The organism is Macellibacteroides fermentans (assembly GCF_013409575.1).
In the GTDB taxonomy this organism is placed as follows: Bacteria; Bacteroidota; Bacteroidia; order Bacteroidales; family Tannerellaceae; genus Macellibacteroides; species Macellibacteroides fermentans.
In genome coordinates, this window is sequence record NZ_JACCCY010000002.1 from 504,117 (window position 1) to 519,090 (window position 14,974).

Consider the following 14,974-nt stretch of genomic DNA (forward strand, 5'->3'; position numbering starts at 1 on the left):
TGGTTGCTGCGTATGCTTATATGTAGATTCTTCCCCCCTAAGGGGTCATTGTCAATGCCCAGGTATGGTATGCAAAAGTTGCAATCATTATTTTCTGTTCGATTGAATTCGTTATTATTTATTCGGCAATATTAGTGATAATTTTTCAATTGAAAGCGTTTTTAGGGAAATAACTTGATGTTTTGTTTGTAAAGTTGCCTTTTTGCTTACTTTTTCCTGTTTTTTGAAGCAATACTTCTTTCTATATCATCGCGACTTTTACTTTGTGTTACCAGGTAGACGCCTGAGAAAACAAATACTGCCGCAATGAGTTTGACCAACGAAAATGTGTCTTGACCAACCATGATGGCTATGATGGATGCGCCTAAGGGCTGTATGTAATTGTACATACTCATGGTTGTGGGACGTATCCTCTTCAATGAGATGGGAATTAACAGATAAGGGATGAAGGTTGCAAAAAACAGGACATAAAGAATTGACAAAATATATTGACTGTTGATTGTTCCATGAAATGCAGGTGTTTCAATAAGGTCGTTGTAAGTAAATGGAAATATAACAAGGGTTGAAAAAAGAAACATCCACTTCATTATTGTGACAGACGAGTAGCGTTTCGTAATGGGTTTGGCGATAACCAGATATATGGAGTATGAAAAAGAGCTTAGCATACACAACATATTACCTAGCAGATTGCTTTTACCGGAAGCCACTTGTCCTGAAGCCAAGATAAGCCCGATTGCTCCTGTTGCGCCAACCAATACCCCGAAAGCTTTCATCCGTGTAATGGGTTCCTTTAGTATGATTGCTGCCAGTACCATCACAAATATGGGAGACGCAGTCGATATGATTGACGCATCTATTGGTGATGTATTTGTAAGGCCATATATGAACAATCCCTGGTTGATTGCAATCCCTGTCATCGAACAGAAAAAGAGCAGGGCCAGATCTTTTACAGGTACATGTTCCTTGGGTACAAAGAGGGATGTTATCCAAAACATTACACAGGCAAACAGCATACGCAACAAGGTTAATCCAAAAGGGGTAACATGTATGGGTAATAATGATTTGGAGATGGAGATATTTATTGCAAACAGAATATTTACTATAAAAATCAACAAATGGCCTATGTATTTATCCTTTGTCATCATTGACCGTCAATTTATTTTTACAAATGTACTATTTGGGCTGATACTATAAACAAAGAACCATGCATTAATGAATGCATGGTTCTGAAATTTTGTGGGCAGTGATGGATTCGAACCACCGAAGACGAAGTCAGCTGAGTTACAGTCAGCCCCATTTGGCCACTCTGGTAACTGCCCTACAATAAAAATTATTTGAGCCTCTTGTCGGATTCGAACCAACGACCCCGAGATTACAAATCACGTGCTCTGGCCAACTGAGCTAAAGAGGCATTGCTTTTTTTCTTAGCGAGTGCAAAGGTAGTATAATATTTTAACAATCCAAATATTCCTGCAATTTTGTTGTATAGCGTGGATTTCTGCATTAAATGCCGTATTTTTGTATGCACAACTTGTGTTATAATATGTAATAATCTGATAATAAGAGTAAATGGGGTTGATGTAATTTATGTGTATTGCGAACATAATTTGCTTGAAAGGGGTTTTATAAGCAGAAAATAAATTTAATGAAGATGAAATTAATATATATTTATCACAGTTGCTATGCGATAGAGGGCGACGATTATACAATTTTAATCGACTTTTATAAAGATCAGTCAGACGTAAAAGGTCGTAAAATTGTTCAGGATATTCTTCTGAATCGTCCGGGCGCTTTTTATGTGCTTTCAACACACGGGCATAGTGATCATTTCACGCCCGAAGTTTTATCCTGGAAAATTAACAGACCGGATATTCACTATATCTTTTCGAAGGATATTCTGGTAGATGGTAAAGCATCTGCTACGGATGCTGTATATTTAAACAAAGGAGAAACTTATCAGGATGATTTGTTGAAGATTGAGGCGTTTGGCTCCACCGATTTGGGGGTGTCGTTTTACATTGAAGTAGGAGGGAAGCGGATATTTCATGCCGGAGATTTAAATAATTGGCATTGGAATGAAGAGTCAACTCCTCAGGAGTCGGCCGAATATGAAGATTTCTACTTGAAAGAATTGTCGTATCTGGCCAAGAATGTTCCTTTAATTGATATGGCCATGTTTCCGGTTGATCCCCGGTTGGGAAAAGATTACATGCGGGGGGCGGAACAGTTGATAGATTATATATCTGTAAAGAATTTTGCACCCATGCATTTTGGACTCAAATATGATAAAGCAAATGCATTTGCTGCATACGCACGCATGAAGGATGTCCGGTTTGTAATGATTACAAAACCGGGAGAAAGTTTTGAATTTTAAACTATTAAATAGAATTATGGAGATAAAAAGCAGATTTGATCATTTCAATATCAATGTTCTTGATCTTGAGAGAAGTATTGAATTTTACCAAAAGGCTTTGGGCCTGAAAGAAAAAAAACGTAAAGTGGCATCCGACGGTTCATTTATTCTGGTCTACCTCGGCGAAGAAACAACAGGATTCCTGTTGGAACTTACCTGGTTAAGAGACAAGAAAGAACCATATGAACTTGGAGAAAATGAGAGCCATTTGTGTATGCGAGTGGAAGGCGATTACGATGAAATCCGTAAATACCATAAAGAGCTTGGATGTGTATGTTATGAAAACACATCCATGGGGCTTTACTTTATTAATGACCCGGATAATTATTGGATTGAAATTCTTCCGGTAAAATAAAATAGATTGTTTGTCCCCGTCCTCTCATAAGACGGGGATATTATTTAAATCAGATTATAGAATATGAATCAGAAAAGGATTCTTGAAATTTGTGCAAATTCTGCGGCAAGTTGCGTGGAAGCAGAAGCCGGGGGGGCGGCAAGGGTTGAACTATGTGCCGGTATTCCGGAGGGAGGTACAACTCCGAGTTATGGTGAAATCAGAATGGCTAAGGAGCTTACTTCCCATATTGATATAAATGTCATTATCAGACCCAGAGGAGGTGATTTTTTATATACTCCGGCAGAAATTCAATCCATGTTGTATGATATTGAATTGGCGAAACAGCTTGGAGTACATGGCGTTGTTTTCGGATGCCTCACAAAAGAAGGAGATGTGGATGTTCCATTACTAAATAAATTAGTGGCGGCATCCAAGCCTTTGTCGGTAACATTTCACAGGGCATTCGATGTGTGCAGGGATCCTTTTGAAGCTTTGGAGCAGATTATTACTGCAGGATGTGACAGAATACTCACTTCAGGACAGCAGCAGGATGCCGTAAAGGGAATTCCTTTATTGGCTGAGTTGGTACAAAGGGCCGGTGAACGTATAATTATTATGCCCGGTTGCGGAGTAAGGGAAAATAATATTGCACAGATCGAGCAGGAAACAGGAGCGAAAGAATTCCACACATCAGCCAGAAGTACCGTCTACAGCCAGATGGTGTACCGAAACGAAAATGTACCGATGGGGAGTGCTGCTCTGGGCTCCGAATTCGAAACGCAACAAACTGATAGAAAGAAAGTGTCTGCTTGTTTGATGTAATAATTGTTTTATGTATCTTCGTCCATTCTTTAGACGAAATCACATGAAATGCATATCTATAATTGTTAGCCTTTTTTGCTTTTTATCTGTTTATGCACAACAAGATTCTGTAGTGCCTTTTGATAAAGCATATAAACGTGTATATTACGCAACGAAAATCTCAGACAATAAACCCGTTATCGATGGGATGCTGAATGATCTTCTCTGGCAGGAGGAAGGTGTGTGGACTGAAAAGTTTGTACAGGTTTCTCCTTTCGAGAGGGTCATTTCTTTATCCCCTACAAAAGCCAAATTATTTTACGATGATAAATTTATTTATGTTGGAATTTATTGTAAAGACGCTGTTCCCGAAAAGATAAATCAATTTATTGGAAACCGAGACGATAACAGCTTGGGCGATCTGGTAAGTATTGCCTTTGATACTTACCACGACTTTCGGGCCGCTCCGGAGTTCAATATCAATGCCGGAGGAAATAAAACAGATCTTGTTGTAACCGATAAACTAAACGTTAATTTGAGTTGGAATGCTGTTTGGGAAGGGAAGACTTCGGTAAACAAAGCAGACTCCAGCTGGTCGGCCGAATTAAAAATTCCATTTAGTCAGCTTCGCTACAATCAACTGTCCGAAGAAGGGATTTGGGGATTGCACATCCGACGGATTATCCGTCGTAATAATGAAGTCCAGAATTGGAGTATGATTCCGCTAAAGAATAACGGCCATGTGTTTTCATTTGGTGAGGTACACCAGATGACAGAACTACCCAAAGCCCGTGGAATAGAATTTCTGCCTTATACGATGGGAAAGTTTACCAGCGAACCGGTAGTTCCCGGAAGTCCCTATCAAACAGGTAACCGTTGGAAAGGAAATATAGGGATGGATGCAAAGTTTGCCTTGTCCGATTTTACGCTGGATATGACAATCAATCCGGATTATGGACAGGTTGAATTGGACCCGTCTGTAATGAATCTGACTGCATACGAGACATTTTACGACGAGAAGCGCCCCTTCTTTTTGGAAGGAAAACATATTCTCGATTTTGCCAGTGGTAATGATATGATGTTCTATACACGCAGAATTGGCGGATCGCCTTCATACTCACCCTCCGGAATCGATAATGTAAATTCATTTGCCGAAACAAAAGAGAATGTACCTATTTTGGGGGCACTAAAGCTTACCGGAACAAACAGGCATGGACTAACCATGGGTGTTCTGCAAAGTATTACGGCCCGCTCATCAGCCAAAGTAAGTCGTAATGGAATGGAAACGGAAGAAGTGGTGGAACCGCTCACAAATTATTCCGTTGCCCGGGTTCAAAAAAACTGGAAGGGTAATACCTTGTTGGGAGGAATGGTAACATCGGTCAACCGTTTCATGGAAGACTCGCCTTTAAAAGAGATTCTGTTCAGCAATGCCTATTCGGCCGGGATCGATTTTGTTCAATATTTTAGTAACCGTTTGTATTACATTGACTTTAAGGGAATATACAGCTCAGTAAATGGATCTGAAAATGCCATCAGTCTGCTTCAACGGAATCCGGTACACTATTACCAAAGAGAATCAGCGCAATCTTATCTGGGAGTAGATTCCAGGCGTACTTCACTAAATGGTACGGGAGGATATCTGAAAGTAGGTCGTAAAGGAAATGCAAAATGGTTTTTTTCCGAAACCGTCGGTTGGACATCTCCTGGTTTTGATTTAAATGCCATTGGTTATCTTAAAGAAGCGGATTTTTATGAAAATGAATCGGAAATAGGGTATCGTCAAACTACCAACTGGAAGATGTTCAGATCCAATACCTTTACGCTTACTCAAAGAAACCGATGGAATTATGGGGGGAATCGGTGTTAAATACCGCATCCTTGAGATGGCAGAGTATGACAATGAAACGGTATGAAGTAGATTTTAAGGAGACCTGGGCATGGAATATGCTTGATAGCCGTATGTTGCGCGGAGGTAAGGATATGAGATTCGACCCCAGTTTCAATACCTATCTGAAAATAAATACAGATAAAGCAAAAAGGGTACTGTTTACAATGACTTACGAAGGAACACACAATACAGACGGATACAATTCGGCCAACAAGATAAGCCCTGCTTTTACATTCCGTTTAGGAAACCATGTTTATCTTTCCAGTCAGTTTGATTATGCCTGGAACAAAGATAACTTACAATACGTAAGTTCATCCGTGCCGTTGGGAAATCAGATTTTGCCCATCCGTCCTGTTGTCCCATACTATGTGATGGGGCATATGAGTCAGGAAACCTATGGTTTAACCATGAAGCTTCAGGTAAATGTTACACCTGATATATCCTTGCAGCTTAACGGATCACCATTTACCTCAACTGCAACATTCAGCGACTTCAAAGTAGCGGATAATACCACTTCATCTACCTATTCGGAACGTTACATACCTATCGATCCTGCCAGCTTAAAGCTTTCAAACAATATCTATTCGGTTGAAAAAGAGGGAGTACCTGTCTTTAATTTCCGAAAACCCGACTTTAGTTTCAATGAGTTCCGATCTAATGTCGTGGCTCGATGGGAATACCTCCCGGGATCAACGCTCTTTTTTGTATGGGAGCATAGAATGTCCGATCGGGCAAGCAGTGTAATTAATGGTTGGGGAGACAATCTGGATCGGATGTTTGGTCTGCCTGCCAGAAATACATTTATGATTAAAGTAAATTATTGGTTTTCCATATAAAAATATGGATATTGTCTACATGAATCTGAAACTAATTAATAAATTTGCAAGAATAGAATATTTAGATTTACTAAAATGGAAAAAAGAAGACTTACCCGTTCTAACAATGGTATGATTGCCGGAATATGTGCCGGTATAGCCGATTATTTTGATTGGGATCCTACGCTGGTCCGTATCGGTTATATACTGTTAAGCCTATTTACTGTGTTTGCAGGTTTCTTGATGTACATTGTTTGTTGGATTGTTATTCCTAAAGAGAATTAATGGATTTTGAACTTTCTTCAATCTTTTCGCCTACCGGAGATCAGCCTGATGCCATAGCTGCGTTATCTAACGGAGTAACAGAAGGTGTGCCTTTTCAGACCCTTTTGGGTGTAACGGGTTCGGGTAAAACTTTTACGATTGCGAATGTAATCAAGGAGGTAAAGAAACCGACCTTGATTCTAAGTCATAACAAAACCCTGGCTGCACAATTGTATAGTGAATTTAAAAGCTTCTTCCCTAATAATGCGGTGGAGTATTTTGTATCTTACTATGATTATTATCAGCCTGAAGCCTACCTTCCCACAACAGATACTTATATAGAAAAGGATCTGGCAATAAATGATGAGATTGAGAAGTTACGATTAAGAACTACCGCTTCCCTTCTTTCGGGGCGTAAAGACATCATTGTGATATCCTCTGTATCCTGTTTGTATGGTATGGCAGACCCAACAGCTTTTGCTTCTAAAGTGACACATATTTTCAGAGGTATGAAAATAGACCGTGATGCTTTGTTGCGTTGTTTTGTGGATGCGTTTTATGTAAACAACAAGGTAGAATTCAAAAGCGGCTGTTTTCGTGTTAATGGAGATATTGTGGATCTGTTCCCGGCAATTGAAACGTTCGATGGGGTTGCTTACCGTATTGAGTTTTGGGGTAATGAAATCGATCGTATCTCATCCTTCGACCCACTGTCGGGCAGAGAAATTGATGAGCAGGAAGAATTGAATGTCTACCCAACCAATCTGTTTGTAACATCCAAGGAACGAATGACTGAAGCTATCGGTCAGATTGATGTGGACCTTGGAAAACAGGTTGAATATTTTAAGGAAATCGGTAAACCCTATGAGGCAAAACGCTTATACGAGCGGGTTGTCTTTGATCTGGAAATGATTAGGGAACTGGGCCATTGTTCGGGAATTGAAAACTATTCCCGTTATTTCGATGGTCGAAATGCCGGTGAACGACCTTATTGCTTGCTGGATTATTTCCCGAAAGATTTTTTGTTGGTGATAGACGAGAGTCATGTCACCGTCCCTCAGATAAGGGCCATGTACGGCGGAGACAGATCCCGAAAACAAAATCTGGTTGAATATGGCTTTAGGTTACCGGCTGCACTGGACAACCGCCCTCTTACATTCGAAGAGTTTGAATCGCTTACTCCTCAGGCAATATATGTAAGTGCTACTCCTGCCGATTATGAATTGATAAAATCTGAGGGTGTTGTTGTAGATCAGTTGATTCGGCCTACCGGTCTGCTTGATCCCATAATTGAGGTTCGTCCCACGTTGAATCAGATTGACGATTTAATGGAAGAGATTACAAAACGATCTGCCATTGATGAGAGGGTGCTGGTTACTACACTTACCAAACGTATGGCTGAAGAGCTTACGGCTTACCTGGGTAGAATGGGTGTGAGATGTAATTATATTCATAGCGATGTAGACACGTTGGAGCGTGTTAAAATTATGGATGATCTGCGTAAAGGATTATTCGATGTGCTTATCGGTGTTAACTTGCTGAGAGAGGGTTTGGATTTACCGGAAGTATCGTTGGTGGCCATTCTCGATGCCGATAAGGAGGGCTTCTTGCGTTCCCATCGTTCCTTAACGCAGACAGCCGGTCGTGCAGCCCGTAATATAAACGGGAAAGTAATTTTCTATGCAGACCGTATTACAGACAGTATGCGTAAAACTATGGATGAGACTACCCGTCGACGCGAAAAACAATTGGCATATAACGAAAAGCATGGCATTACTCCTCAGCAGATTGTTAAGAATACAGGCTCTTTCTTAGGTGAAAAGCAGCTTCAAGGCGTGGATCCTTACGCTTACATTGAACCAGAACCAAGTCTGGCTGCAGATCCGGTAGTTCAATATATGAACAAAGCCCAGCTTGAAAAAGCGATTGAACGAACAAAGAAACAGATGATGGAAGCAGCTAAAAATCTTGATTTTCTTGAAGCTGCACAATTTCGTGATGAGCTTATAAAGCTGGAGGATTTACTTAAGGCCAAAGTCTGATTATCACTAAAAAGAGTAAGATATGAATTTGCCTAAGATTGTATTTGTACTGTTGTCCGTTACGGTTCAGGCCGCCGCTCAGGTAGTTTATTTACCTTCAGATTCTCTTATTTTTGAGAAGTGTATGCAGGCGATGGATGTAAACAAGGATCTTCCATTGCAAGATTTAGTGGTGCAGACAGCCTTATATTTTGAAGGCACCCCCTATGTTGCCTCAACCCTGGAACAGACGCCGGAACAACTGGTTGTAAATCTTCGTGAATTTGACTGTACTACCTTTGTTGAATCGGTCCTGGCTCTTTCATACACCCGAAAAGATAAAAACCCCTCTTTCCAAACGTATTGTATGAATTTGAAACGGATACGATATAGAGAAGAGATAAGAGATTACAGTTCGAGGTTGCATTATACGACAGACTGGATTCAGACAAACGAAAAACGGGGATTTGTAAAGGATATCTCACAACAACTCGGGGGGGCGATATTGCCTGTAAATTTATATTTTATGTCGACCAATGCCGATAAGTACAAACAGCTTTTAAATAATCCTCAGCTAACAGACAAGATTAGACAACAAGAACAAGCGGTAAACGCTCAGCCACATTATTATGTTCCTGTATCCGATATCGATAAAAGATCCGAGATGGTAAAAAGCGGAGATATGGTCTGCTTTGTCACAACAATTAAAGGATTGGACGTGTCTCATGTGGGTTTTGCACTTCATAAGGACGGGATGTTGACATTTATACATGCTTCGTTAACTGCCAAAAAAGTGATTGTAAATCCTATTTCCATTCAAGCCTACGTTGAGGGAATCAAACACAATAACGGAGTGTTGTTTGTAAGACCTCTTGAGCAATCATTGAAATAATTCAAAAGCAAAACGGAAACCCGCGCGTTGGTATTCTCCTTTCTCAAATCCTGCAAACACTGCAATATTGAAAAGATGATTACCAATTCCATAACCCACTTCAGTGTAGCTTGGGAGATAGGGCGTGAAAAGCTGGCTCAAATACAGCCGCTCTGTAAAGATATGCTTGGAAGCCTCTTTTTTTAACAGATGCATAAGGATAAACGGACTTTCATACATTACATGTGCCTGTACATAGGAATTGGATGCGTTGTACCATTCTCCCGGCAGTAATTGAAATACGCCTCCGATTCTGTCGTTCCATGAGTCGGGAAAGTGGTGTCTGGTAAAATAACGGAAATCGGCAAAATAAACAGACCTTTGTCTGGTAAAGAATCCGGCACTAACATAGTAATTAAAGCGCTTGAGAAGTCCCATGTTTATAACCTGCTGAATATCTGCTTCTATTCGTTCATAATCACTCAAACTTCCCAGTACGCCTCGTATACCCCGGGCATATTCGACTGAAATGGTTGGAAGACAGGATTGAACATATTCCTTTAGTCTGCCATCCATCCGGTAGTACTGATAGGGGGTGTAGGATAACCCGATATACGGAACGAAATCATTGTAATTGTCGTAAATCACATCAATAATTTCACCTTCGTTAAGTAGCTTTTTTCCATTGGTGACAGGTGTGCGATGATGGAATGTAAGTCCGCTATGCAGTTGCAATCCATTCAGTAATTCAATCTTATTTCGCAGGTCAGCATAATAGTCTCTGTAGTATTTAAGATTCAGATTGTCGAATGAAAAAGCTGAATCTTTTACCAGTTCTTTAATCTGATTTGTAATTTCCGACGAATAATTCTGGTTGCCGTTTGCAAAGGTCAGACTTAATGTTCCTGTTTTCTCAGGAGCATAAACCCAGTCGCCTGCCAACTTATAGAAAAACTCCTTTCTCTTGAATACAAACCCAATTTCAGGACGAAAGCGTATTTGCCGGTCATCCTTAAGTCTTTTACTAACCCGTAGTTGTTGTCGGAAACTTATTCCATCCAGTTTTGTATATCCAAACATAAATGGGTTGAGTATTCCGGAATACTTCATTCGGGTTGAATGTATGTCGAACCTCATCGAGTTTGTAAGAGTTTCGGTCAGTTTTAGATATTTCTGGATAGCCGTAGAGTCGGCTGTAATTTTCTTTTCGTTCAGGGGTAGTGCTAATAATATGGATTCCTCTACCGTTAATTTGCTTTTCCTATTTGCCGACCAATATAATGTATCCTTTACTACAGGAATGGTGTCGGTTTCAAAATGGTAATAGTTTGAAAGATCAAGCGTTCGTTCAGATTCTACATCTGCAATGTTTTCGATTTCGGTCCAGGAAACCGATTTAAAGTCATAATTTATTTTATAGTTGCACTCAATTGAATTGCCTAATGCCTTATAACGTAGATTAAGTGATGCTGTATTAGGCAGACACAGATGCTGATATAATTTATTAAAGTCAATAATCAAATTAAACTCTGCGAAAGAAACCCGACCGTTTATATCGAGTTTTTCGATTGAATTAAGATTGTCTCTTATATACAGATAGCCGCAAATGAGTTTCTGACTCCACTGTTTCGGCATAACACAAATCTTGAAAATCCGGCTTGAGTCTGTTTCTTCAATCCCGTCGACCCAGTAGGTGTAATATTTGGAAGCATGAGTGCCTACGGGAGTTATAATCAGTTCATCGTAAGCCGTTTCAGAATTTACGTTTAGACTTAAGAATTTAAGGACTTCACTAATTTGTTTGTTAGAAGGTATGTTATTGCCGTTTATAGCATTAAACTTGTGATAAAAATGGTTGGGAGAAACAAACCGGGTATTGGCGAGCAATTCAAAAAACGTTTCTTTGTTTTTGTTGTCAATCGGAAATAGCTTGGGAACATAGCGCATGAGCGCGTTACTTTTAAGAATCTCGGAATGACCTTTTATATATACTTCGGCCTCATAGTTGGAAAGAGCGTTTTTATGCATTTCGGCATTTAATCCAACCAGATACATTATAGAGTCGGCCATCTGTTCTTTAACCGGGTCATCACAAACTCTATAGGCAAAACCTTTTCCATAGGAATAAGTACTCCAAACTATATTCCCTGCCAGAAACAGAAATAGATAGATGTATCTATATAGATGCATAAGAGTCTGCAAAATCAAATTATAACAAACTTAATGATTTTCTTTTCTAAAGAAAAGAAAAGGTGCTATAATAATTTATTAAATAAAACCCGTTGGCGGAATTAATTCACTAAAAAATGTCAGGAAATAAGTTGTGCATATCATTGATTATTAGTATTTTAATGGTGATCAAACTATTAATATACAGCTCAATTATGCACAACTTATATGCAATATTCGCTAAATTTCTTGATATATGCAAGATGTTTTCTGCTGATTTAGTAAACGAAAAAGGGAATATACCTCGCAGAGGAGTCGTCCCGAAGTTCTCTGACTTAGAAGTGATCAGTTTAAGCCTTGCTGCCGAATCAATAGGTATAGATAGTGAAAGCTTTTTGTTTTCTAAATTAAATGAATACAAAGATGATTTTTCTTCTCTCATATCCCGTCGTCAATATAATGATCGCAGGAAGCTCACTATCGGCTTATGTAATCAGGTGCGTGAAAGAATTGCATCAAAAGTTGATGGTGGAGAAGCTATTTTCTGTATTGATTCTATGCCAATTGAAGTCTGTCGTCCCATAAGGTCAAAACGTTGTAAAATGGGAAAGAATAATTATGATAAAGCTCCCAATTATGGCTATTGTGCTTCACAGGGTAAACATTATTACGGATATAAATTACATTCTCTCTGTGGGTTGAGCGGTGTCATACACTCTTTTGACCTGACAAAGGCGAGTGTTCACGACATTCATTATTTGAAAGACGTAAAGTGTAACTTTCAGAATTGCACCATCATCGGTGATCGTGGATATATTGGAGCAGCCATACAACTTGATTTATTTGAAAAAGCTAATATCAAGTTGGAAGTTCCATATCGGTCGAATCAAAAAGATTGGAAACCTGTATTTAGTCCATTTGCTAAAGCAAGGAAAAGGGTTGAAACGCTTTTTGCACAATTATGCGATCAATTTATGATAATCAGAAATTACGCAAAACAAACAGAAGGATTGTTTACCAGAATTACGGGGAAAATTAGTGCACTTACAATCCTTCAATATATAAACAAGATTAATAACAAACCCATTGGACAAATTAAATATGCACTAATTTAATTCCGCCAACGGGTTAAATAAAATTATTTGTTGTATTTATTATTTTATTTTCAAATAAAATTCTATATTTGTGCTTCACAAGTATGTTATAAAGCAGTATCGTGGTAAAGCATCAAAAAGAAGAAGTCGATTTTTCGGCTAGTTTATCAGAGGTATGGAGAGTATTGAACGATAAGGAACGTGATATTCTCCGCAATAATGCAATCGTTCAGCATTTTAAGCGGAATGAGTTGATTTATTGTGAAGGTGATGAGCCTAAGGATATGATGTGCTTATTAAAAGGCAAAGTCAAAATCTTTAAAGAAGGAGTTGGCGGGCGAAGTCAGATTATACGGATGATTAAACCTGTGCAATACTTCGGATATCGTGCTAATTTTGCTCAGGAGCAATATCTTACCAATGCATCTGCCTTCGAAGCATCAACTGTTTGTCTCATTCCGATGACTGTGGTTACCAGCCTGATTATGGCAAATGCTGAACTGGCCATGTTTTTTATCCGTCAGCTTTCTGTAGATCTGGGTATTGCAGACGAACGAACTGTAAATCTTACACAAAAACATATTCGCGGACGTTTGGCAGAATCTTTGTTGTTTTTGCAGGATAGTTATGGATTGGAAGAAGACGGAGCTACGATTAGCATCTATCTTTCAAGAGAAGATTTGGCCAACTTGTCGAATATGACAACATCCAATGCCATTCGTACATTATCTAATTTTGTTACCGAACGGATAATCGCTTTAGACGGAAGGAAGATTAAGATTATCGATGAAGACCGCTTACGTAAGATAAGTAAACTAGGATAATTTAAACACAACATACATTATAATAAAAAGGCGTTTCTTTTATAAGAAACGCCTTTTTTGCTTATGCTGAAGTAGCTTATTTATTGTATTTGCTAGTTACAACCTGTATTTTCATACTTTCAGCATCTTTACGAAGCTTTACACCGGAGGGCGACAAGTAATGATTTAATGAGATTGTATAAAAACTGTTAGAGCCGCCGTAATAAGATCCATAGCTACCTTTTACTCTTTCTACCGGAACAACCAATAGTTGAAGATCTTTATCCGGAGCCTTTTCTATCTGATTCTTTAATATATATGAAATATTTTTAAAGTTATATTGACGACTGGTCGCATTATAATCATCGGATAGGAAGGACGTAACATTGTTTTCAATGCTTCTGTTTTCAAAGAAAGTCTTGACTGAATCTTCCGGAATTAACAATAAATTGGTAGGAGGAGCCAACGCATATTTCCAGTTCTCCTGTGGCATTGCTTTTAGTGTAAGCGGCATATTGTTAATAATACGTCCGTCTATAACCTTGATAATTTCGGAAGCAGGGATTGTAAGCTTCGTGAAAACACCGGCTGGGGTTTTCAAATACGTATATTCATTGTTTGGTTGCAGGATTGTTTCCAGTCCCGAATTCGCAATGTGATTCAATTGAATAACCTCTTTTGTTGTGTTGAAACGTTCAACACCCTGGGCAACAAAAGATGAATCCTGACCGGTGCTACCCTTTACAGTTGCAGTATATTTGTAATACATACTGAAGGTAGTATTGGATACATTCAATATATTACCGCTACCAAAAGTAGTAGTGATATATAGGCCAGGGAAAAACTTGTTGAAGTTTTCCTGATTTTTGAATGAATTCGGGTTATTCACCGTTTCATTATAGAAATTCTGTCCAACAGATTTGGTGAGTCGAACCGATACGTGAGGTACGTAGTAGTTTGCGTCGTCCGTATTGGTTATGCCACGAATCGAATCAGACACGGTTGCATCATACGCTGTATAGGTCTGCATACCCAAAGAGGTCTGCATATTCGTATAATCGGCCGGGTTCATGTTGGTATAGTAATTCTTATTCAGAGGCTTATCAACATTGTATACCTGTACACGCATGGGGGTAAGGGTATCACCGATAGAAGAATAGTAAGTTATACGTAAATCTACAGAGTCGATCACTCCATTGATAGGTGTATGTGTAAATTTAAAATTCTCCGGACAATAAAACTGGCAAATATAATCCGATTTAAGATTTCCATACAGCGGATCATAAATCTGTCCTAATAACCCGGTTACACTTTTAGCAAAGATCGAATCGACCTTTACCGTTGAAGCTGACATCGAAAAGGTATCCGTAAATACGGCAATCTTATCGCTATCCGGTTGAATCGAGGAACCCACCAGGTTCAGATCATCATCACAACCAATCATTGACAATGCGGTTGCACCAAGTCCTAGTATAAAAAGCTTGATTTTCATTAT

At 39.1% G+C, this 14,974-nt stretch carries 11 protein-coding genes, 2 tRNA genes and 1 pseudogene; 9 read left to right on the plus strand and 5 right to left on the minus strand.

Annotated elements, in window-relative coordinates; all coding sequences use genetic code 11:
• Positions 1-206: 206 nt before the first annotated feature.
• From F5613_RS07130 to F5613_RS07140, 3 genes are all read right to left on the minus strand, one after another.
• On the minus strand, positions 207-1,145 hold the full coding sequence (locus F5613_RS07130) for a DMT family transporter (protein ID WP_179399247.1): 939 nt from the start codon (positions 1,143-1,145) through the stop codon (positions 207-209).
• 92 nt (positions 1,146-1,237) lie between these two features.
• Positions 1,238-1,319 (minus strand) — tRNA-Tyr (locus tag F5613_RS07135).
• Between the two features lie 18 nt (positions 1,320-1,337).
• Positions 1,338-1,411, minus strand: a tRNA-Thr gene (locus tag F5613_RS07140).
• A 240-nt stretch (positions 1,412-1,651) separates the two neighbouring features.
• Here F5613_RS07140 and F5613_RS07145 point away from each other — a divergent pair.
• The 7 genes and pseudogenes from F5613_RS07145 to F5613_RS07175 all read left to right on the plus strand — a co-directional run bounded on the left by F5613_RS07145 (position 1,652) and on the right by F5613_RS07175 (position 9,434).
• Entirely contained in the window at positions 1,652-2,374 is a 723-nt protein-coding gene (locus F5613_RS07145) for an MBL fold metallo-hydrolase (protein ID WP_179399248.1), read from the plus strand.
• A gap of 16 nt (positions 2,375-2,390) precedes the next feature.
• Positions 2,391-2,768, plus strand: a complete 378-nt coding sequence (locus tag F5613_RS07150; RefSeq protein WP_079681816.1) for a VOC family protein — start codon at positions 2,391-2,393, stop codon at positions 2,766-2,768.
• 63 nt (positions 2,769-2,831) lie between these two features.
• Positions 2,832-3,572: a copper homeostasis protein CutC gene (locus tag F5613_RS07155; RefSeq protein WP_179399249.1), complete on the plus strand. Its 741-nt coding sequence runs from the start codon at positions 2,832-2,834 to the stop codon at positions 3,570-3,572.
• A 796-nt stretch (positions 3,573-4,368) separates the two neighbouring features.
• Positions 4,369-6,278: pseudogene (locus F5613_RS07160) on the plus strand (DUF5916 domain-containing protein).
• A gap of 75 nt (positions 6,279-6,353) precedes the next feature.
• On the plus strand, positions 6,354-6,542 hold the full coding sequence (locus tag F5613_RS07165; RefSeq protein ID WP_079681819.1) for a PspC domain-containing protein: 189 nt from the start codon (positions 6,354-6,356) through the stop codon (positions 6,540-6,542).
• The gene (gene uvrB / locus F5613_RS07170) at positions 6,542-8,563 is read left to right on the plus strand and encodes an excinuclease ABC subunit UvrB (RefSeq protein WP_179399250.1); all 2,022 of its coding nucleotides are present in this window, start codon (positions 6,542-6,544) and stop codon (positions 8,561-8,563) included. The genes F5613_RS07165 and uvrB overlap by 1 nt, the downstream gene beginning before the upstream one ends.
• A 22-nt stretch (positions 8,564-8,585) precedes the next feature.
• Positions 8,586-9,434 (plus strand): N-acetylmuramoyl-L-alanine amidase-like domain-containing protein, encoded by an 849-nt coding sequence (locus F5613_RS07175; RefSeq protein WP_179399251.1) that lies wholly within the window; start codon positions 8,586-8,588, stop codon positions 9,432-9,434.
• Here F5613_RS07175 and F5613_RS07180 read toward each other — a convergent pair.
• Positions 9,423-11,603, minus strand: coding sequence for a DUF5686 family protein (locus tag F5613_RS07180; protein WP_179399252.1), 2,181 nt, complete (start codon positions 11,601-11,603; stop codon positions 9,423-9,425). The two genes, F5613_RS07175 and F5613_RS07180, sit on opposite strands and share 12 nt — an antisense overlap.
• Positions 11,604-11,719: 116 nt before the next feature.
• Between F5613_RS07180 and F5613_RS07185 the strand changes: the two genes are divergently transcribed.
• Positions 11,720-12,697: an IS982 family transposase gene (locus F5613_RS07185; RefSeq protein WP_034753041.1), complete on the plus strand. Its 978-nt coding sequence runs from the start codon at positions 11,720-11,722 to the stop codon at positions 12,695-12,697.
• Positions 12,698-12,798: 101 nt separating this feature from the next.
• Positions 12,799-13,500 carry a Crp/Fnr family transcriptional regulator gene (locus tag F5613_RS07190; RefSeq protein WP_079681823.1) on the plus strand — a complete coding sequence of 234 codons (702 nt, stop codon included), beginning with the start codon at positions 12,799-12,801 and terminating at the stop codon, positions 13,498-13,500.
• Positions 13,501-13,576: 76 nt separating this feature from the next.
• On the opposite strand, the gene F5613_RS07195 is transcribed toward F5613_RS07190, so the two are convergent.
• The gene (locus F5613_RS07195) at positions 13,577-14,971 is read right to left on the minus strand and encodes a DUF4270 domain-containing protein (protein WP_179399253.1); all 1,395 of its coding nucleotides are present in this window, start codon (positions 14,969-14,971) and stop codon (positions 13,577-13,579) included.
• Positions 14,972-14,974 lie beyond the last annotated feature (3 nt).

What these genes read in the sequence shown, in the direction of transcription:
- F5613_RS07185 (WP_034753041.1), top strand. Translation starts at nt 11,720, where the DNA reads ATGTCAGGAAATAAGTTGTGCATATCATTGATTATTAGTATTTTAATG.
- F5613_RS07195 (WP_179399253.1), bottom strand. Translation starts at nt 14,971, where the DNA reads ATGAAAATCAAGCTTTTTATACTAGGACTTGGTGCAACCGCATTGTCA.
- F5613_RS07180 (WP_179399252.1), bottom strand. Translation starts at nt 11,603, where the DNA reads ATGCATCTATATAGATACATCTATCTATTTCTGTTTCTGGCAGGGAAT.
- F5613_RS07130 (WP_179399247.1), bottom strand. Translation starts at nt 1,145, where the DNA reads ATGATGACAAAGGATAAATACATAGGCCATTTGTTGATTTTTATAGTA.
- F5613_RS07145 (WP_179399248.1), top strand. Translation starts at nt 1,652, where the DNA reads ATGAAATTAATATATATTTATCACAGTTGCTATGCGATAGAGGGCGAC.
- F5613_RS07150 (WP_079681816.1), top strand. Translation starts at nt 2,391, where the DNA reads ATGGAGATAAAAAGCAGATTTGATCATTTCAATATCAATGTTCTTGAT.
- uvrB (WP_179399250.1), top strand. Translation starts at nt 6,542, where the DNA reads ATGGATTTTGAACTTTCTTCAATCTTTTCGCCTACCGGAGATCAGCCT.
- F5613_RS07165 (WP_079681819.1), top strand. Translation starts at nt 6,354, where the DNA reads ATGGAAAAAAGAAGACTTACCCGTTCTAACAATGGTATGATTGCCGGA.
- F5613_RS07155 (WP_179399249.1), top strand. Translation starts at nt 2,832, where the DNA reads ATGAATCAGAAAAGGATTCTTGAAATTTGTGCAAATTCTGCGGCAAGT.
- F5613_RS07175 (WP_179399251.1), top strand. Translation starts at nt 8,586, where the DNA reads ATGAATTTGCCTAAGATTGTATTTGTACTGTTGTCCGTTACGGTTCAG.